Source organism: Brucella tritici, assembly GCF_902825325.1.
In the GTDB taxonomy this organism is placed as follows: Bacteria; Pseudomonadota; Alphaproteobacteria; order Rhizobiales; family Rhizobiaceae; genus Brucella.
Genome location: NZ_CADEAR010000006.1, coordinates 58,739 through 78,222 on the forward strand (window position 1 = coordinate 58,739; position 19,484 = coordinate 78,222).

Sequence of the window (19,484 nt, forward strand, 5' to 3'; positions counted from 1 at the left end):
CGCTCAGATCAGGTTGCCATTGAAGGGGACAACCCAATGAGCACGGACGCTCCACAACCCAGAAAACTCCGAACCCTGTTTATCTCGGATGTCCATCTTGGTTCCAAGGCCGCACAGGCCGAATTACTTTTGGATTTTCTCCGTTATCATGAAGCTGAGACGATTTATCTCGTAGGGGATATTGTCGATGGCTGGCGTCTGCGGCGCAACTGGCATTGGCCTCAAGAACACAATGACGTAGTCCAGAAACTGCTCCGCAAAAGCCGGAAGGGCGCCAATATCATCTACATCGCGGGTAATCACGACGAGTTCCTGCGAAATTTCCAAGGAACGCACTTCGGCGGCATCGAAGTCATGAACCGGGCTATCCACGAAACAGCAGATGGCCGCAAGTTTCTCGTTATTCATGGCGATCAGTTTGACGTGGTGGTGCGCAATGCACGCTTTATCGCTTATCTGGGCGATTGGGCCTACGATACGGCGATCTGGATAAATACGGTTATGAGCCGTGTGCGCTCGCTGTTCGGTCTACGCTACTGGTCATTTTCGGCTTGGGCAAAATTCCGCGTCAAAAAAGCAGTTAATTTCATCGGTCAGTTTGAAAATGTGGTTTCGGAAGAAGCTCAACGTATCGGGGTCAATGGTGTAATCTGCGGCCATATCCATCACGCTACAATCGAAAGTATGAATGGCGTCGAGTACATCAATACTGGCGACTGGGTGGAAAGCTGTACGGCCGTGATCGAACATTTCGATGGTCGGATGGAACTTATCAAGTGGACCGAACGCCGTGATCGCCGCTCGACAACAGGGAGTGTCAACTCCGATGGCGAAGAGCCTGACGAGGGCAGGGTGATCCAGCTTCCCCGCCCAGCTCGTGAACTGGCGGCCTTCCGCTAATGAAGAAAATCGTCATCGTCACCGACGCCTGGCATCCTCAAGTCAACGGCGTCGTACGCACGCTGACCAAATGTCGTGATCTGATGATTGAGCGCGGATACGACGTCACAGTCATATCGCCGCTCGATTATAGATCGGTTCCATGTCCCACTTATCCAGAGATCCGCCTCGCGTTGACGACGCCAGGTGCCTTAAGACGGCGCTTGACAACTTTGAGCCCGGATTTTGTGCACATCGCAACTGAGGGGCCGCTGGGGTTCATGGCACGACGTGCCTGCCTGAAAATGGATTGGTCTTTCACGACAAGCTTTCACACGCGGTTTCCAGAGTATCTGGAAGAACGTTTTCCCATCCCGCCACACTGGACCTATGCATTTTTGCAGCGTTTTCATAATGCTGCTCAGCACACGCTGGTACCAACCCAATCTATTCTCGATGATCTCAAAGCGCGAGGCTTTATACGGCTGGACCTCTGGACAAGAGGTGTTGATCGTACATTATTTTATCCTCGACCCGAGGTAACCAAGGATATGCCCCGACCAGTATTCATCTGCGTCGGACGTGTTGCCGCAGAAAAGAACCTACCGGCGTTTTTGGAACTTGATCTTCCCGGCACAAAGCTGATCGTCGGAGATGGTCCTTCCCTCAAAGACTTGCAGATGCGGTTTCCAGAGGCAGTGTTTGTTGGGAAACGTGAAGGCGAGGCGTTGGCCAAAACGTATGCTGCGGCTGATGTGTTTGTTTTCCCGAGCCGTACTGACACCTTTGGTCTCGTTTTGCTTGAAGCGATAGCCTCCGGTTTACCGGTTGCGGCGTACCCGGTCCCAGGATCGCGGGATGTTGTTGGCGCAACCGGTGCGGGTGTTCTCTCCGAAAATCTCGGGGAGGCATGTCTTGCCGCTCTGCAAATGGAGCCATTTGAACCCGGGCAAGTTCTCAAACAATTCACCTGGGATGCTTGTGCTGATATTTTTGAGGATGCTCTCGCTCCAATCCACGAAACTGCGAGCGAGGGCTTTCGGCGTACAGGTCAGCCCCAGACTGCGGCTTCCGGTGGATAAACCATTGCGCCGTCATAGCGCAGTCCTGGCTCGCGATCATGGGCGAGCAGCAAAGGGCCATCAAGGTCAACCACATTAGCTTTCTGGGCAAGCAGAACTGCAGGTGCCATGCCGAGCGACGTGCCGACCATACAGCCGACCATGATTTGAAGACCGAGATTAATTGCTTTGTCTCGCATGACAAGTCCCTCGGTCAGCCCGCCAGCCTTATCAAGCTTTACATTGATGGCGTCATAACGCCTGGCAAGTTCCTCCAGGCCAACCGCCGTATGAACGCTTTCGTCGGCGCAAATGGTGACGGGACGCTCAATTTTTCTGAGAATATGATCGTTGTCTGACGGCAGCGGTTGTTCGATAAGTACCACGCCTGCGTCAGCTGCCGCACGCATGTTCTCTGCTATATTGTCTGCCGTCCAGCCTTCGTTTGCATCGATGATGATGCGGCTATTCGGAGCTGCCCTGGTGACTGCGTGGATTTTTTCAATATCGTTTTCACCGCCCATCTTGACCTTGATGAGTGGATAGTGAGCGACCTTCGCTGCCGATTCCGCCATTTCGGTAGCCGTGCCGAGCGAAACGGTGATAGCGGTTTCAAGCGGACGGGTTGGTATACCGAGCATTTCAGCAACGCTTCTGCCCGACGTCTTTGCTTCCAGATCCCAAAAAGCACAATCAATCGCGTTGCGAGCAGCGCCAGCTGGCATCAAAGTCTGGATATCCTGCCGCGTGGCACCAGCTTCGATGGCAGAGCGAGCAGCTTCAATCTGGGTACTCACGCTTTCAATGCTTTCGCCGTAGCGTGCATATGGAACGCATTCGCCGCGCCCTTGATGGAGACCGTTGCCAATCACGCACACAACAACAGCGGCTTCCGTCTTGGAGCCTCTGGAGATTGTGAATTTTCCGGCGATGGGATAGCGTTCGACGATGATATTCAAGGTATTGTGCATAGAGATGCCCTCTGGGACGCAGTATTTCGGTCGTTCAACGACTCGTATATGAGGTAGGCCATGTTGACCGACACTGCCGACAAAGCAAGAGTTACCGACAATCCTGCGCCAAAGATTGATTGGGCGGAGCAAGACGGTGCGCGCCATATCCGGTTAAGCGGTCGTTGGGTGTCGCAGAGCGTCAATCTTGTTGACGACAAAATGCGCGACCTTGAGAGAACGGACGAGCACAAAGCAACAATCATCGATGTTTCTGCCATATCCGGTCTAGATACAGCAGGTGCTTGGCTAATTGAACGCTTGCGGCAGCGTCTTGTTGCAAAGAACACGGAAGCCCAGCTTGAGGGGGTGCGTCAATCCTGGCTTCCTCTAATGGAGGAAGTGGGGCAGGCTGTAGAGCGCACTCTGGATATTCCACGTCAGAAAAAGCCTTTCTTTTTCATTTCGTTTTTGGCCGCGCTTGGCGGTGGCGTTATCTCGATGGGTAACGACTTCAAGATGGCTATGCATATCCTGGGTGCCACCATCCGCGGAGCTCAGCTGAAATACGGACGCGGAAGCGGGATCCCCATTGCCGCCATCGTTACACAGATGGACCGTATGGGCGTCGGCGCGATTCCCATCATCATTCTGATGTCGACGATCGTTGGCGCGATCATCGCCCAACAGGGTGCATTTCAGTTGCGCTATTTCGGTGCGGAAATCTTTGTTGTCGATCTGGTCGGTATTTTGGTGTTGCGCGAACTCGGAGTGCTACTGACAGCGATCATGATTGCCGGCCGTTCAGGTAGCGCGATCACAGCCGAAATCGGCTCCATGAAAATGCGTGAGGAAACGGATGCTCTAACGGTTATCGGCCTCAATCCGGTAGGTGTTCTGGTTTTTCCCCGTCTTGTAGCACTAGTCATAGTCCTGCCATTGCTCACCATCATTTCCGACCTGGCTGCGCTGATCGGGGCAGGCGGCGTCGCATGGTTCTATTCCAATATTTCACCTGATGCTTTCATCAGCCGTTTGCACGATGCAGTCGCTTTGAACACTTATTTTGCGGGCCTTATCAAAGCTCCGTTCATGGCAATGATTATTGGTATCCTCGCTTCAGTAGAAGGCATGAAGGTCGGTGGCAGTGCAGAATCGCTTGGTCGCCGCGTCACGGCTTCTGTTGTTAAAGCCATTTTTGTCGTTATTGTCGTGGATGGTATGTTCGCGATGTTCTATGCGGCAATCAATTTTTAGAAACGACTTATGTTCTTTGTTTTTAATGGGTTCTTTGAGACACAGTTGCACAGAAAATTGACCCTTCAATCATGTTCAACGGTTCAGTCCGAAGCCAAGCTCGGTTAAAGAATGGTTATGGAGAACGGCATCGACCACCGGTCGCAACCGCAGGACGAAGACAATCGCCAGACGGCCGTGCCGATGATCTCGGTGCGCGACGTGACGGTTTCGTTCGGGCGACAGACAGTGCTCGACAAGCTGTCGCTTGAGATTTACCAGGGCGAGGTTCTTGGCTTCATCGGTCCCTCCGGATCGGGCAAATCCGTTTTGATGCGGACCATTCTCGGTCTCAACAAGAAACAGTCGGGTGAGATCGAGATTCTCGGCCGCAACATCGATCAGCTGAATGAACTGGAAAAAATGTCCATCGACATGCGTATGGGCGTCCTGTTCCAGCACGGCGCATTATTCTCGGCACTGAATGTTCTCGAAAACATTCAGGTTCCGATGCGTGAATATCTCGATCTGTCCCCGAAGCTGATGGACGAGCTGGCGCGACTTAAAATCGATCTTGTCGGTTTGAAGCCTGACACGGCAGAAAAATTTCCGTCTGAATTGTCCGGCGGCATGATCAAGCGTGCCGCGCTTGCGCGTGCGCTGGCCCTGGATCCGGATATTCTGTTTCTTGATGAGCCGACATCGGGTCTCGATCCCATCGGTGCTGCAGAGTTTGACGACCTGATTGCCAATCTGCGGGATACGATGGGTCTGACCGTCTATATGGTCACCCATGATCTCGATAGTCTTTTTGCAATTTGCGACCGGATTGCCGTTCTTGGAAACAAGAAAGTACTCGTCAGCGGCACCATTGAAGACATGCTGACGGTGGACGATCCGTGGGTTAAATCCTATTTTCGGGGCAAGCGTGCGCGCCAGATCGATCCATCAGCGCCAACGAGACGGCGGCCCGGCAGCCGCTTGCAGACTGGATAAGATATGGAAACTAAAGCCAATTACGTACTGGTGGGTGTGTTTACGCTGATCGTCAGCCTGTTGGCTTTCGCATTCGTGTTCTGGATCGCCCGTTTCGGGGAAGCACGCGATTCTCTGGAGCTCGATGTTCGTATCCCGGGTTCTGTTACCGGCCTCTCGATCGGAAGTCAGGTCCTGTTTAACGGTATCAAGGTTGGCGATGTTCGGGCGCTGCATCTTGATGAGACCAATCCGGAAATGGTGATCGTCAAAACGCGCGTCAACGCGACGACGCCTATTACCCGCTCAACCGCAGCAACTCTCGGTTTTCAGGGGCTGACGGGGCAGGCTTATATTGAACTGAAGGGGGGGCGCCTCGATGAACCCAATCTTCTAACCGAGGCCGCAAAGGAGGATACGGTTGCCCGTATCGATGCCGATCCATCTGCCGTCAACAATCTCCTTGCTACTGCGCAGGATATCGCCGCACGTGCAAATTCAGTGCTCGGTCAGCTGGAAGGCTTTGTGAAGGATGCTCGTGGACCACTGACGGATACAATCAACAATACGAAGACCTTCACGGACGCGCTGGCGAAGAACGCCAACATTATAGAAGAACTCGGCGAGAACACCGGAAACATCAACCAGATCGTCACTGACGCCAAGGATATGATGGCGCGTTTGAACGCTGCTTCCGTGCGTGTGGATGACATTCTGGCGAAGACTGACAAGCTTCTGTCGAGTGACGACAAGGATGGCGTTGTTGCACAAGCGAAGGCAACACTGGAATCTATCCGTCAAACGTCAGACAATCTCGACAAGCGGTTGGGGCCGATTGCGGATAATCTCCAGCGTTTTTCAGGACAGGGGCTGCGTGATGTGCAATCCGTCGTCGTGGACAGCCGTCGTTCCATACAGCGCATAGAACAGGCAATTACTGATCTTGAGCGCAATCCCCAGCGCCTGATCTTCGGCGGTCAGGGGAATGTACCGAAATATGACGGGAGGACACGCCATTGATTTCCAGAGTCAGTCATATTGAGATGAGATCACCTCGCGCCGCTCGTCGCACAGTTCCGGTTCTTATTGGCCTGCTCCTTGCTGGCTGCGGGACGACAACACCGCTTGACACATTCAATCTGTCGGCACCGCAACCTGGCATATCTTCGCCAAGCCGTAAGAGCACACAGTTGCTGGTTCCGACGCCAACGGCTCTCAAGGCGCTCGATAGCGAGAATATTGTCGTCAGCTCCGCACCTGGCTCCATTGAATATCTAAAGGGCGCCCAATGGGGCGACAGGCTGACGAACATCGTGCAGTCACGTCTGGTTCAGGCTTATGAAAATACTGGCGTGTTTGGCGGAATTGGTCGTCCGGGAGATGGGCTGGCGATCAATTATCAGATACTGACCGATTTGCGTATGTTCGGAATTCAGGCTTACGCGTCGCCTAAGCTCGCCGTGGTTGAACTGGCCGTAAAGCTGATGAACGACAAGAATGGTGAAGTCCGTGCAACTCGTGTGTTCCGTACGGCTATCCAGGTAAACGGGACAACGAATGCAGCCTACGTGAAAGCGCTCGATGCAGCTTTTGAGCGGACAGCTAGCGAAATTGTCAGCTGGACAGTAACGGCGCTATAAACCGCACAATATTAAAGCCTCGGAGGGTCGGCGATGTTCGCCGGCCTTTTTTATTGATTAGAGCATTTCCAGCAGAAGTGCGAAGCGGTTTTGCGTTGGATAACGCCTATAAACGAACAGATAGAGCGCTTTTTTGGCTTCGTATTAACCGGAACCGCTCTGGAGCTATTGCTATTCATTTACGACTGAACAAACAAAAACGCGGCCCTCAGGCCGCGTTTTTGTGAATTATAGTCTTAGCGAAGGCGACCGCTTGCGTGAGCAAGCATGGTGTAGACCTTGCCCGTATCTGACGTCAGATAAGTCCGCGTTACCATGTTATCACGGTCATTGCGGGCTACATCTTCAAGCAGACGCTGGAAGTCGTCCATATAGCGGTCGACAGCGCGGCGGAATTCACCATCCGTCTGATACTTGCGCTTGATATCGTCAAAGGTCTGCTGACCCTTCAGCGTGTAGAGACGACGGGTAAAGACATTCCGTTCACCGCGACGGTAACGGTCCCAAAGCTCCACCGAAGCTTCGTGGTCGATAGCGCGAGCAATATCCACCGAAAGCGAATTCAGTGATTCAACAACGTGGCTCGGTGAACGAGGCGTCGCGGTCGGCTGAGCCTTTGGCTGGGCTGCTTCTTCCTCCTCGCGGGAGGCGCGGGCAAGGAGATCGGACACCCATCCGCGCGGTTTTTCCGGCTGCGTGGCTGCCGGAGCAGGTTGAGCCTTTGGCGCATCGTAGGCGGCGCGCTGACGGATTACAACATCTGTCTGGGCCACCGGTGCGTGAACTGGAGCCGGGCGAGGTGCAACCGGCGCCGGACGCGAAACCGGACGATCTGCACGGCTTTCGCCAACATCCACCAGACGACCGGACTTGTTGACGATCTCAGCCAGTTCCTTGAGCGCGTTGATCTGTTCGCTCACGGCCTTGCGCATTGCAGACGTGGTTTCTTTGGCTTCTGCAGGCATGTCGAGAACACCGCGCTTCAACTCGCCACGGGTCGTGTTGAGCTCGTTGCGGATTTCGCTTGCGGTACGGCGGATATCGTCTGTTGCCGCGGAAAACTTCTGTGCAGCCTGCTCGACGATTTCCGAAACGCTTTCGCGCATCTTCTCGGCAGACGAACGGGTCTGACCTTCGGCGCGCTGGAAAGCAGAAGTCACCAGCTCCTCGAAGGACTGCATCAGCTTTTCGACGCCTTCCGACTTCTCGACCAGGCCCGATGCCAGTTTGTCGAGCGCCTGATGGCGATCTTCAAGCGTGCTGACGAGGCCGTTCTGGGCAGTATTGATCATGTCGGAAGCCGAGGAGAGAACCTTTCCGTGCTCTTCGAAGCGGTCGGCAATGTCTGCGATCTGCGACAGCGTACTGTCGGAGAGTGCGCGCAAAGTACCGATATTGTTGTCGATCAGACCGGTGGAAGCCTGGAACATCTGCGCCGCACGATTGGTGTTCTCAACGAAGCTGGAAGTCGTGTCTACGAGACGACCATCGATATCCGTGAGATTGCGCGTTGCGGCATCGATCAGCTTGCCCAGTTCGCCGTTCGACGCAGCAAGGCGGTCGATCAGCTCGCTAACATTGTCGGAGAGACCGGTCTTGGCCTGCTGAACAGCGGCAATTGTTTCTGCCGTGCGGCTTGCAAGTGCATTGACCAGAGCGGCATTTTCCGAACGAAGTCTGTCAGTAGCAGCGTGGGTTGCTTCTTCAAGCTGCTGTGCCAGTCCACGACCGCTATCAGCCAGCCGCTGTACAAGCGGTTCTGCCGTATCGTTGAGAATCTTGGTGATTTCCTGCGAGCGGGCGGCGAGAACGGCATTGAGTTCGCGAGTGCGCTCTTCCAGCGTAACGGCTGTGGTGTCGGTTACCTGTGCAATACGTGCCTCGACAGAACCGAGTTCCATCGTGATGCGTGAACCGATATCACCCAGACGCGTTGCAATCGCATCAGCGCGTTCTGCAAGACGCGTTTCGGTACCAGCGAGATTGTCGGCAACGCTGGCCGAGAACGACTCGCTATGACCTGCAAGCGTTTCGCTCGTCTTGGATGCCGTATCTGCGATCCGGGCTTCAATTGAGCTAAGTTCGCCGGTGAGGCGGTTTTCGATTGCTTCAAGACCGCTGGCGATGGCGCTGGCGCGCTCATTGAGGCGGGTTTCGGTACCAGCCAGATTGTCGGCAACGCTCGCAGCAAAGGCTTCGCTATGGCCAGCAAGCGTTTCACTCGTTCTGCTTGCCGTGTTCGCGATTCGGGCTTCAATCGAGCCAAGCTCGCCGGTGAGACGGCTTTCGATCTCGCCAAGACGACCGGCAATCGCATCGGCGCGGTCGCCGAGACGAGCTTCGGTACCAGACAGGTTGTCGATCAGGCGGGCACTGAATGCTTCGCCGAAACCGTCCAGAGCTTCACCAGCCTTGGCTGCTTCAGCCGAAAGCGTGCTGGCGGCTTCGCCAATCTTCTCGCGCAGCGTTCCAGCGACGATGCCAGCGCTCTGTTCAAGTGCACGACGAACATTGTCGACGCCGATGGTGAGGGCCTTTTCCATCGTCTGCGTGCGTTCTTCGATAATGCCGGTCTGGCCTTCGAACGCGCGGCTGATGGTCGAGCTGCTGTCGGTGATTGCATTATGCAGGTTGGTTGTGCGCTGTTCCAGAATGTCGCTGTGATCCTGCAACGTCTGGCTCAGTGATGCTGTGCTGTCGCTCAACGTCGAACGAATTTCGGCAGCACGGGTTTCAATAGTGCGTTCGTGTCCGTCCAGAATGCCGGAGAGGGCATTGTTGTGATCGTTCAGGACAGCGTGGAGGCCACTTGTACGCTCTTCGACCTGACGGACGTGTTCGCCAAGGGCGGCGACGAATGCATCGCGACCAGCGCCGATGGATTCATTCATACTGCTTGCGCGTTCGTCGAGAATACGTGCGAGCGTGTCCTGGTTATCAGCGATAAGCGCCTGCAGCGAATTCACGCGTTCATCGAACGTACGGGCAAGAACTTCACGGTTTTCATTGAAGTTATCGCGCATTGCAGCAGTGCGCTCATCCATCAGTTGAGCAAGCATGGCCTGATTGCCAGCGATGACGCCGTGAAGCGTGGTTGCACGTTCTTCCAGAGAGCGGGCGTGGTCTGCAAAGCTCGTATCGAGCAATGCTGAGTGGCTTTCCATCGTCTGGCGCAGTGCGTTGGTCCGCTCTTCCAGAATTGCCGCATGATTGTCGGCAACCGAGTTGAGGGCAGATGCACTGGCATTGACCGCATTTTCGATGTCGCTCGTGCGTGCAGCAAGCGTATCGGCATGGCCGCGGATGACGGAGGAAACGCGTTCCGTTTCGCCTTCCAGCGACGCAGCGAGTACATCGCGGCTTTCAGCAAGCTTGCCTGCAAAGGCATCGGCCTTCTCGCCAAGAATGTTGCCTACGCTCTCACCGATAGAGGTCAGATCTTCGCCGATCTTCGTCTTGGTTTCATCAATCATCGTGCTCAGAGACGTACGACCGCTGGAGAAGGTTTCTGCGATTTCGCGAGTACGAGCGATGAGGTTTTCGTTGATCTGGCGCGAGCGGGTTTCGAGAGCTGCATTGAGTTTTTCGGTGCTGCTGTCGAGAGCATGCGCACGGGCCTCGAACTCAGACAGAAGCGACCGGCCACGCTCGGAGAGGGTGCTTTCGAGGTTGGCAAGACGAGTATCGAATTCGCTGACCATGGACTGCGTTGCACCGCCCAGCAGATTGGCAATGCCGGTAGTGCGTTCGTCGAGAGCTTCCGACAGGCGATCCGATACAGTGCGCGACTGTTCATCGAGCGTCGCAATGCGCGTATCGAGCAGGTTTGCGAAGGCTTCGCCCGAAGTCGTGATGCGTGAACCGATGTCGCCCGTACGGGTTTCAATGGCTTCGGCAATAGCGCCGCCGCTATCATTAATGCTGCCGATCAGGCGCTCACCAGATTCGCTGAGCAGGGTGCTCAACTGCTGAGATGCAGAGAGAACGTTGTCGCGGATGATGTTGGAAGCACTCGAAAGTTCTTCCTTAAGCTGTTCATGCGCTCCAGAGATCGATGAACGCACACGCTCGGCATGGCTGACAACAGCTTCGCGTTCGTTGCCGAGATCGCTGACGAGCGAACGGATACGAACTTCATTGTCGCTATAGGCGCGTTCAAGCTGATTGACTTCCGACTGAACGAGCGTTTCCAGCTCGACGGCCCGCGCCAAAGTGCGTTCGATGCCTTCGTTCATGGCGGCGACTTCGCGGCGCACAGCCTGTCCAAGGGTTGAAACGCGATCACCGGATACAGCTTCCGGCTGGAGCAGCCGCATGGCAGCTTCCGACATGCTGCGCGCTGCCGTATGCATTTCCTGCGCACGCTTCACGAGCTGCGCGAAACCCCAGAACATTGCGACTGGCAGTGCAATGCCTGCGACGACGCCGAGACCGGCAGGTGAAGTGAAGAAGTCCTTGGTGGCCTGCAAGGTCGAGAAGACATCGGGATTGATGGCCTTGCTCAGTGCAACGCCGCCAGCGGCCCACAGCACGCTGATTGCAGTTGTGGTCCAGAAAAGCTTCGAGGAGTTTTCAGTCGCGCGGCGCGGAGCGGCGATGATCGCTTTTTCACTGCGGGAATCATCATTTGCCGGCGTGAAGGTAGGGGATGCAGCGTTGGCGGCGGTCGCAACAGTTGCAGCGGCAACAGGCTTGCTAACAACTGGTTCGGGTGCAGGCGTTGCGACCTTCGACGTGTTGGCAGGCTTGTGCTGAACGCTGACTGTAGCTTGCGAAACTGGCCCGGCAGCTTTCACGACCGGCGGGACCGGAGGCGCTGCAGGCGTTGCAATCACTGAAGCAGTGGTGATGGTGGCTACTTTCGCAGCAGTTTCAACAGGGGAGACGGCAGCCGGTTCGACTGTTTTGGTCTTCTGTTCGGCAACCAGCTCTTCAGCAGCACGCGAAATCTGCTCTTCCAGATCGTCGACTGAGAAGCCACCATCGAATGCACTCAAGTCCATATCGATATCAAGATCGTCACCGAAATCGATATCGAGTGCCTGTTCCAGTGCCTTTTCAACCTCAAGGTCGAGCTTCTGTGCCTTGGATTTGGAAGCCATTGTTTGCCTACCTCGTACTCATTACTGCGACGGCCGGACCATAAAAAGGCCGTTACAAAACTTTCTCCGCCATTTTGCATCGTATCGGCTCGGGCTTGTTAAGGAAATAGGCGACTTCTGCCGATACCTAAAACTTTAAATACAAGGTTAACGGAAAGCGGCTCAATTCATGAAAATTCGACATTTCCGGGCTTTCCACATTTACCAGCAAGTTGTGGAAATCGGTCGAGGCTGTTTCCATCATCCGACAATACTCTACGAGTTTATTAACAAAAACGCTCGCATAGAGTGTCCGGAGTCATAATTATCATTTACTAGTTGTATGAGCTGGGCGCGGGATTCTTTCCGTCATTCCTCATTCTCCCTCAATCACATCATATGATGCACTTTCCGCAGACGACAAGGAAGGGTTTTCCGATTTCGGGCGCAACTGTCAGGTTTGGCAGGGGCCCAAACTCTCAACTGATGCACGGCATATTGGCGCAGTTGCCTGCTTGGGTGCGGTCAAGGTTGAAACTATTTGCAGAACGCCGTATCTGCCATTCCGAGTTTATTTGCGTTTTTCAGCCGGGACGGCGACGAACGCCAAAGATGAAGATCGCGCGGAATTTGCGTGTTTCAAGGAATGAAAATGACGAAGATCGTATTCGTATCAGCTGATGGCGCGACACGGACCGAGGTCGAAGCCGATAACGGGTCAAGTGTGATGGAAGCAGCCATTCGCAATGGCATTCCGGGCATCGATGCGGAATGCGGCGGTGCCTGCGCTTGCGCAACCTGCCATGTCTATGTTGATGAAGACTGGAGCGACACTGTCGGTGGCCCCGACGCGATGGAAGAGGATATGCTGGACTTCGCCTATGAAGTTCGCCCTACCTCGCGCCTTTCATGCCAAATCCGCGTGTCGGATGACCTTGAAGGCCTCGTCGTGCAGGTGCCTGAGCGCCAGAACTAAATTGTTGAAGAAATGGTGATGCGATGGGCGTAGAACCGCATAATGATATTGTCATTATCGGCTGCGGGCCTGTCGCACTTTTCTCCGTTTTTCAGCTTGGGCTGTTCGGGTTCAGGTGCCATCTCATCGATGCCAGTGATCGGCCTGGTGGTCAATGTACGGCGCTCTATGCCGACAAGCCGATTTACGACGTGCCTGGTTTTCCCGAAATCATGGGCGGGGAACTCGTAGAACGGCTTCTCAGGCAGATCGAGCCGTATAATCCCGTTTTTCATTTCAACAAGATAGCGGCCAGCATCGCAGTCGATGACGACGGCGTGACCGTTGGCATTGGTAATGGTGACAAGCTTAAAGCGCGCGCAGTGGTGATTGCATCCGGTCTTGGTGCGTTCAACGGAGACGGACAGGTCATCCGTCCAGACCCGCTGGCCGAGCTTTCTTTCATTAAGACGGGTAACATGCTGGCTGTGAGCCCCGAGACCTTCAGAACTTCAAGTCCGAAGGTCTATGCTATCGGCGATGCCTGCCACTATCCGGGCAAGCTGAAACTCATTCTGTCAGGGTTTCATGAAGCCGCATTGATGACGCAGGCTATACGCCGAGAATTGCACTAGTGGTCTGATTCCGACATTTGCATCCCTCGGATATGAGCGCCGAGCAAATGTCGGAATCAGACCACTAGTCTCGTTGCTTCATTTGGAAGCCTGCTGGGCGCGTTCCATGCGATAGGTCAGCAAGCGCGCAAAGCGGTTTTCGAAATTGATCGTCTCAACCCGATCAAACCTTTGCTGTTCCTTGTCATGCGCTTCCATAAGGCGTGCAGTGACTTTGTCGATGTCAGTGCGAAGCACAGAACAATCTGTGCGGGTGCGCAGTCCACGTATTTCCCGTTCCATCTGGCTTGCAAAGCTGCGCGCAATCACGATGTGGCTTTCTTCGTGACGGCGAATGTCCTGCAACAACGTATCCCAGATCAACGCCAGTTCCGGCGTTGCCTTGCGGCGCTGTTTCCAGCGAGGCAGGGAAACCTTTGCGTGAACGTTCACGTAAACGTCCTGCACTTTGCAGGCTTTTCCAGGCGCGCGGCCATAACGTACCTTGGCATCGAAACGGATTTCGGCGGCGCCGGGGTGGTGCTGGCCAGTCTTCTTGAGGAAGGGCCCATTACGGGAAAGAGCCCTGTCGAGGTCTGCTGCCGTTTTGCCACTTACGGTATAATAGTTGAATTCGCGAAAGATCGCGGCGGCTTCCGCTTGCGGAGCTACGATGGCAAGAACTGCACTGAGAGCCAGAACCTTCTTCCTCAAATTCATGTCCTGGCACCTCTTTCTAAAACCAGTAAGAAATTCGCTTTTTATTGCCGCGAGCATGGCATGCAATCGTCAAGAGAACTATAACGCCCTTCACAAAATGACTTCAGGCGAGGTTGGTTGCAACCTCGCCACAATGAAATGGCCTAGGGAAATGCCCCCAGGAAATGGCACAGGAACATTTCGCTATGACGAAAGAATGGCACGTTGCTCATGGAAGAAGCCTTCGCCTGGGGGAAAAGTCCGTGATCATGGGCATATTGAATATCACGCCAGACTCTTTTTCCGACGGCGGCCACCACAATGAGCTGGAAAAGGCCATAGAAGTAGCCGGTCAAATGCTCGCCGATGGAGCGACGATCATCGATGTTGGCGGAGAATCGACCCGCCCCGGAGCTGCTGCGATCGACTCCGAAACGGAAATCAAACGCGTTGTTCCTGTTATCGAAACATTGGTGAAGAAATACGATTGCATCATCTCCATAGACACTTACCGTGCTGTAACTGCGCAGGCTGCGGTCAAAGCCGGAGCTCATATCGTCAATGATGTCTGGGGGCTGCAACGAGAGCCTGAAATCGCCGATATTGCCAAAACAGCCGGCGCAGGACTGGTCATCATGCATACCAGCAGGGATCGACCCGTTCTCGCCGATGTCATCGAAGATCAGTTCTCGTTCCTGAATGTTTCGCTGGATATAGCGAAAAAGGCTGGCATTGAAGAATCCCGCATCGTGCTCGATCCCGGTTTTGGCTTCGGCAAGAATAAGGATGAGGATGTTGCACTGTTGGCCAGAGCAGATGAATTGCAGAAGTTTGGATTCCCGTTACTCGTCGGCACGTCGCGGAAACGTTTTATCGGCGGCATGACGGGCAGGGACAATCCGCTCGACCGCGACATAGGAACTGCGGCAACGTCTGTCGCACTGCGTTTGGCAGGTGCCGACATCTTCCGTGTTCACAATGTCGCTTTTAATAGAGATGCACTTGCCGTTGCAGATGATATCCTGCAATCCAGACGCAGTGAAAATAGAAAGTAAAGCCGTGTACACGATCCGAATGATGAATTGCGCATTCTTCGCGCACCACGGCGTTTTCGATGAAGAGCACAAGCTCGGTCAGCGTTTCTACGTCGATGCTATTCTTGATGTCGATCCGGGCAATGCGCTGGAGAATGATGATATCGATGGTACTGTGCATTACGGTATCGCCTTTGCTGTCATTGAAGACATCATCACCGGTCGTCAGCGCTATCTGATCGAAACGCTGGCTCTCGACGTGGCGAAGGCACTGACCGCCCGGTTTCCGCAGGTAAAGCGCGCAGAAATTACGGTTCGCAAGCCGAATGCACCTGTTCCAGGAGTGCTGGACCATGTTGAAGTGACCGTGGTTTATCCACAGTGAAAGCAGGCGGCCTTTATCGCGCCTGGCTGGGGCTTGGCGGAAATATCGATGATCCCGTTGCGTCTATGGGCAAAGCCTTACGCTTATTGGACGAAAGGGCCGACACAAATATCGGGGCTGTCTCGGCTGTCTATCGCACGCCCCCATGGGGCAAGACAGATCAGGCGTCGTTTCACAACGCATGTGCAGAAATCGAAACCACGTTGCAGCCATTAGAGCTGATTGCGACCTGTCTCGATGTGGAGCACTCGTTGAAGCGCGTTAGGATCGAGCGATGGGGTCCGCGTATCATCGATATCGATTTACTGGCGATGCAGGACGAGGTGGGAAAAGCCGTCGTCATGAATGATACAGCTCTCCAACTTCCGCATCCACGCATGCATGAGCGGGCTTTCGTTCTCGTGCCCTTGAACGATATTGCGCCATCTCTCAAAATTGCAGGCAAAACGATCGCGGATTGGAATACTGGGATAGAACAAGTCGGAATAGAAAAAGCCCGCACGGACGCGGGCTGGTGGCGAGAGTAGAGCAGTTCCAGCAAAAATGCGACTAAACAAATAGTTAGAGCAGTTCCGAAGACGCAGTCTAACGAGAACTGCTCCAGAGCTTTTGTCAGTTCTTCGCGATGCTGCCGACTGCGATATTATCCACACGCTTCAGGCTCATGCCTATGACCGGAACCAGTTCCTTGTCGACGCGAACGGAAACCGTCACATTCATCGTGTTCTGATCGGAAACGCGGGCCAGCATGGCACCGTTCAACTGTTTGCGGTTCAGGCCGAAAACAACCTTGTTGCCACTGACGGAACCTGACGTCACGTCAAGGCCTTTGCCCGCTGCGCCGTCGTTGAACTTGCCTGAATAAGCGGAGCCGACACGCGTTACGGTGGCCTTCATAGGCTGCGAAAAGACGCCAACGCGGCAGGTACCGTCAAGCGTCATGCCGACATCTTCTTCCGGTGTTGATCCGGCGAGATTACAGACGAATTTCGTGCCTTTGTATTTTCCGGCGACGATTTCGCCCGGGCCAGACCATTGGCCTTCGATCGTTTGAAAGAACTGCTTGTCCTTGTCAGCGGCCAGAACCGGCGCGGCGGAAAATGACACGGGCAGCAGCGTCAGGCAGGCGGCGATGCAATTCTTCATATTCAGCTCTGTCCCGGATTCACGACCTTGATCGGACGTCATTCCTAATCGTTGTTTTTAAGCATGTCACGACCAAAAGCTGGTCGCGCCTCGCAAACTGTCGGATTTTCCGACATTGCCATAAGCCGATCGATGGAGAAGGGCACGGGTTCAGGGGGAGTGTGCCGATACACCGGATCGCTCGATTCTGGCGCGGATTTCTATCTGCACATAATCGTCGCGAATGGTTAATGCTTCGGAAATAAACCGCTATTTTCCAGGACGCTTTTTATCGGTTCGTTCACCACTTATCCTCGCAAGGTCGCCGATAAAGTCTCCGATTCCGGGGCGCTTTTCCGCATTGAATGGAAATGGACGCACCACATCCATGGCCGCAATCCCGATGCGTGCCGTCATGAGCCCGTTGACCACACCTTCACCGAGCTTGGCCGACAGCCGGGAGGCAAGACCGTGTCCTACCAACTGCTGGATCACGCTGTCCCCCATGGCTAGTGTTCCGGTTACGGCCAGATGAGCAATAACCCGGCGTGCGAGCTTCAGAAAGCCAAGTGTTCCGGGGCGGCCGCCGTAAAGTTGTGAAAGCCGACGGATCAGCCGCGCTGATTCAAAAATGACATAGCCGATATCGACGAGCGCGCGCGGGCTGATTGCTGTGACAATCGAAACGCGTTTTGAAGCATTCAAAATGAGTACGCGCGCTTCACGGTCAAGAGGACGAAGGATTTCCGTTTCGGCAAGCTGGATCAGATTCCGCCCGTCAATAATATCATTTGTCAAACCGTCCAGAAGCTGCCGCCCGCGCGCTGTCTCGGGCAAGCCCGCCGCAATTGAGCGCAACGCGTCCACTGCTTTTCTGGCTGCCGCCATATCATCGCGTTCTGCTGCATCTGCGGCGTCTTTGCGAAGGTGCTGCACGGACGCGAGGCGACGCAATGCGACAAGTTCGCGAACGATGATGGCGATAAAGGCGGTAAGCGCAATTATAGCAACACCCAATGCGGTCCAGCCTAGCCAATCCGCACGGGAAAATAGCGCCCGGATAAGGTCTTCGGTCCAGATGCCAACGGCGAAAGAAACAAGTATGCCGAGTGCACCGAAAAGTATTCTGCTAAGCGACCAGCCCTTGCGTTCAGGCGCTTCAAACGACGGATCAAGGATTTCTAGTTCTGCCGCCTCGTCTTCGCTCAATGCGAAGACATCCGGTTGGGAGATAACGGCGTCGAGGTCCCGCACTGCACGAGGGCGGCGCGGCGGCTCGTCCACTGTTTCAGGACGGACTGAGGGCTGGTTCACCGTAAATGATGCTGGTTTGCGTGGTGCCTTCTCTATCATGCGAGACGATCCCCAATCAAAAACTGCAGGGCGCGATCCAGCCTTATATGGGGCAGGGAAAGCGTTATGCCTTCAGTGGTACGCTCTAGCCGGGGCGGACGAAAACGGACAAAACGGATGGCCGGATCACCCTGCGCAAAAGACTTTTCAAAGATCGCATTGGGATTCTTCGGTAAATCACCGGGAAATATAGCTGTTTCGGTTTCGCCATCGAACACTTCACCGTCGATCCTTTCGCCTTTCAGCGGTGTACCGACGATGACGGGCAGGGTTTCCTTGCCTTGTGTCACGGTTGCCTCACGGGTGGCCCGAACTGCAGCCATTGCGAGAACATCAATATCGGCACCGGAAAAATCGGCGCGCTCTATAGCCCGTTCCACGAGACGGCGCACGATGGCTTGCAGACGGTCATGACTTTCATGATGCAGATGGTCGGCTTTCGTTGCCGCAACAAGGATACGCCCGATCCGGCGCTGGATCAGGCCAGTCAGCAGGTTTGAGCGTCCCGGCCGGAAGCAGGACAGGATATCGGTGAGTGCCCGTTCCAGATCAGTGACGACTGCGCCACCTGCATTCATTGCCTGCATGGCATCGATAAGCACGATTTGCCGGTCGAGCCGCGCAATATGTTCGCGAAAGAATGGCTTGATGACATAGGTTTTATAGGCTTCGTAGCGCCGTTCCATCATTGCGCCCAGAGAGCCAGCCTTCAGATCGTCCGGTTTCAGGTCGGGAAGCGGGGCGAATGTCAGTGCCGGTGACCCTTCGAGGTCGCCCGGCATTAGAAAGCGTCCTGGCGGCAAGGTCGATAAAGCGCGTTCATCGGCTTTTCCTGCACGCAAATAAGCCGTGAAGCTCTTTGCCAGTCGCTGTGCGGTCAGTTCGTCTGCTTTCTCGGAAGGTGTGACGAGAGAAGTTTCGGCGATCCACTCCTGAGCCAAATCCCTATGCGTCGGTTCATGGGCCAGAGCAAAAGAATCCGCACTGAATTCGGCATAGGATTTGCCAAGCAAAGGCAGATCCAGCAGCCATTCTCCGGGATAGTCGACGATATCAACCGACAGCTTGCCGGGCGACAGCCAACGTCCCCAGGCAGAAGCGGATTCATATTCGATTGTCAGGCGCAATTGCGAGATGGCGCGAGTGGAGTCCGGCCAGATACGCTCATCGATCAACGCCGACAGGTGCTCTTCATACTGAAAGCGGGGGACTGCATCATCGGGCTGCGGCTCAAGCAGCGCGCGTGAAATGCGGCCCGATGTATAGGCTTCAAACATCGGAAGCCTGCCACCATGCAACATGTTGTGAACGAGGGCTGTGATGAAGACCGTCTTGCCGGCACGTGACAAACCAGTCACGCCGAGCCGCAATGATGGAGACAAAAGCCCGGTCGCACGATCTGCCAGTGTATCGAGTGCGATCTTCGCTTCGTCGCCAATACTTGTCAGCTTAGCCAATTAACCCTCGTCGAAATCATTGATCTGTCAGCGGTATAGA

17 protein-coding genes are annotated in these 19,484 nt (G+C 54.7%); 11 read left to right on the forward strand and 6 right to left on the reverse strand.

Going from position 1 to position 19,484, the window contains the following annotated elements; translation table 11 throughout:
* The first annotated feature begins 36 nt into the window (after positions 1–36).
* A complete protein-coding gene (locus HWX93_RS10235) occupies positions 37–900 on the forward strand; it encodes a UDP-2,3-diacylglucosamine diphosphatase (protein ID WP_109988167.1) in 864 nt (287 codons plus the stop codon).
* On the forward strand, positions 900–1,961 hold the full coding sequence (locus HWX93_RS10240; protein WP_176037311.1) for a glycosyltransferase family 4 protein: 1,062 nt from the start codon (positions 900–902) through the stop codon (positions 1,959–1,961). Before HWX93_RS10235 ends, HWX93_RS10240 begins: the two co-directional genes overlap by 1 nt.
* Here the strand turns inward: HWX93_RS10240 and dgcA are convergent.
* Positions 1,931–2,911 carry an N-acetyl-D-Glu racemase DgcA gene (dgcA, locus tag HWX93_RS10245; protein ID WP_176037312.1) on the reverse strand — a complete coding sequence of 327 codons (981 nt, stop codon included), beginning with the start codon at positions 2,909–2,911 and terminating at the stop codon, positions 1,931–1,933. The two genes, HWX93_RS10240 and dgcA, sit on opposite strands and share 31 nt — an antisense overlap.
* Before the next feature lie 60 nt (positions 2,912–2,971).
* Between dgcA and HWX93_RS10250 the strand changes: the two genes are divergently transcribed.
* The 4 genes from HWX93_RS10250 (at position 2,972) to HWX93_RS10265 (ending at position 6,741) form a co-directional block, all read left to right on the forward strand.
* Positions 2,972–4,147, forward strand: coding sequence for an ABC transporter permease (locus tag HWX93_RS10250; RefSeq protein ID WP_176037313.1), 1,176 nt, complete (start codon positions 2,972–2,974; stop codon positions 4,145–4,147).
* A gap of 111 nt (positions 4,148–4,258) precedes the next feature.
* Complete coding sequence (locus tag HWX93_RS10255) at positions 4,259–5,122, forward strand: ABC transporter ATP-binding protein (RefSeq protein ID WP_109988163.1); 864 nt, start codon at positions 4,259–4,261, stop codon at positions 5,120–5,122.
* Between the two features lie 3 nt (positions 5,123–5,125).
* Positions 5,126–6,121: an MlaD family protein gene (locus tag HWX93_RS10260; RefSeq protein ID WP_109988162.1), complete on the forward strand. Its 996-nt coding sequence runs from the start codon at positions 5,126–5,128 to the stop codon at positions 6,119–6,121.
* A gap of 23 nt (positions 6,122–6,144) precedes the next feature.
* Entirely contained in the window at positions 6,145–6,741 is a 597-nt protein-coding gene (locus tag HWX93_RS10265; RefSeq protein ID WP_419190841.1) for an ABC-type transport auxiliary lipoprotein family protein, read from the forward strand.
* Between the two features lie 236 nt (positions 6,742–6,977).
* On the opposite strand, the gene HWX93_RS10270 is transcribed toward HWX93_RS10265, so the two are convergent.
* The gene (locus HWX93_RS10270) at positions 6,978–11,843 is read right to left on the reverse strand and encodes a kinesin (protein ID WP_176037314.1); all 4,866 of its coding nucleotides are present in this window, start codon (positions 11,841–11,843) and stop codon (positions 6,978–6,980) included.
* Between the two features lie 631 nt (positions 11,844–12,474).
* On the opposite strand from HWX93_RS10270, the gene HWX93_RS10275 reads away from it, so the two are divergent.
* Positions 12,475–12,798, forward strand: a complete 324-nt coding sequence (locus HWX93_RS10275; RefSeq protein ID WP_061346270.1) for a 2Fe-2S iron-sulfur cluster-binding protein — start codon at positions 12,475–12,477, stop codon at positions 12,796–12,798.
* A gap of 23 nt (positions 12,799–12,821) precedes the next feature.
* Positions 12,822–13,412: an FAD-dependent oxidoreductase gene (locus HWX93_RS10280; RefSeq protein ID WP_176037315.1), complete on the forward strand. Its 591-nt coding sequence runs from the start codon at positions 12,822–12,824 to the stop codon at positions 13,410–13,412.
* A 78-nt stretch (positions 13,413–13,490) separates the two neighbouring features.
* On the opposite strand, the gene HWX93_RS10285 is transcribed toward HWX93_RS10280, so the two are convergent.
* The gene (locus HWX93_RS10285) at positions 13,491–14,111 is read right to left on the reverse strand and encodes a DUF922 domain-containing Zn-dependent protease (protein ID WP_109988158.1); all 621 of its coding nucleotides are present in this window, start codon (positions 14,109–14,111) and stop codon (positions 13,491–13,493) included.
* Positions 14,112–14,296: 185 nt separating this feature from the next.
* Here HWX93_RS10285 and folP point away from each other — a divergent pair, with 185 nt between their 5' ends.
* The 3 genes from folP to folK all read left to right on the forward strand — a co-directional run bounded on the left by folP (position 14,297) and on the right by folK (position 16,036).
* Positions 14,297–15,145, forward strand: a complete 849-nt coding sequence (gene folP, locus HWX93_RS10290) for a dihydropteroate synthase (RefSeq protein ID WP_176037316.1) — start codon at positions 14,297–14,299, stop codon at positions 15,143–15,145.
* A 4-nt stretch (positions 15,146–15,149) separates the two neighbouring features.
* A complete protein-coding gene (gene folB / locus HWX93_RS10295; protein ID WP_061346273.1) occupies positions 15,150–15,509 on the forward strand; it encodes a dihydroneopterin aldolase in 360 nt (119 codons plus the stop codon).
* A 65-nt stretch (positions 15,510–15,574) separates the two neighbouring features.
* Entirely contained in the window at positions 15,575–16,036 is a 462-nt protein-coding gene (gene folK, locus HWX93_RS10300) for a 2-amino-4-hydroxy-6-hydroxymethyldihydropteridine diphosphokinase (RefSeq protein ID WP_235969101.1), read from the forward strand.
* Between the two features lie 85 nt (positions 16,037–16,121).
* Here folK and HWX93_RS10305 read toward each other — a convergent pair whose 3' ends face one another.
* The 3 genes from HWX93_RS10305 to HWX93_RS10315 form a co-directional block, all read right to left on the reverse strand.
* Entirely contained in the window at positions 16,122–16,655 is a 534-nt protein-coding gene (locus tag HWX93_RS10305) for a hypothetical protein (RefSeq protein ID WP_176037318.1), read from the reverse strand.
* Positions 16,656–16,904: 249 nt separating this feature from the next.
* A complete protein-coding gene (locus HWX93_RS10310; RefSeq protein ID WP_176037319.1) occupies positions 16,905–17,987 on the reverse strand; it encodes a YcjF family protein in 1,083 nt (360 codons plus the stop codon).
* Positions 17,984–19,444 carry a YcjX family protein gene (locus HWX93_RS10315; RefSeq protein WP_176037320.1) on the reverse strand — a complete coding sequence of 487 codons (1,461 nt, stop codon included), beginning with the start codon at positions 19,442–19,444 and terminating at the stop codon, positions 17,984–17,986. The genes HWX93_RS10310 and HWX93_RS10315 overlap by 4 nt, the downstream gene beginning before the upstream one ends.
* Positions 19,445–19,484: the final 40 nt, after the last annotated feature.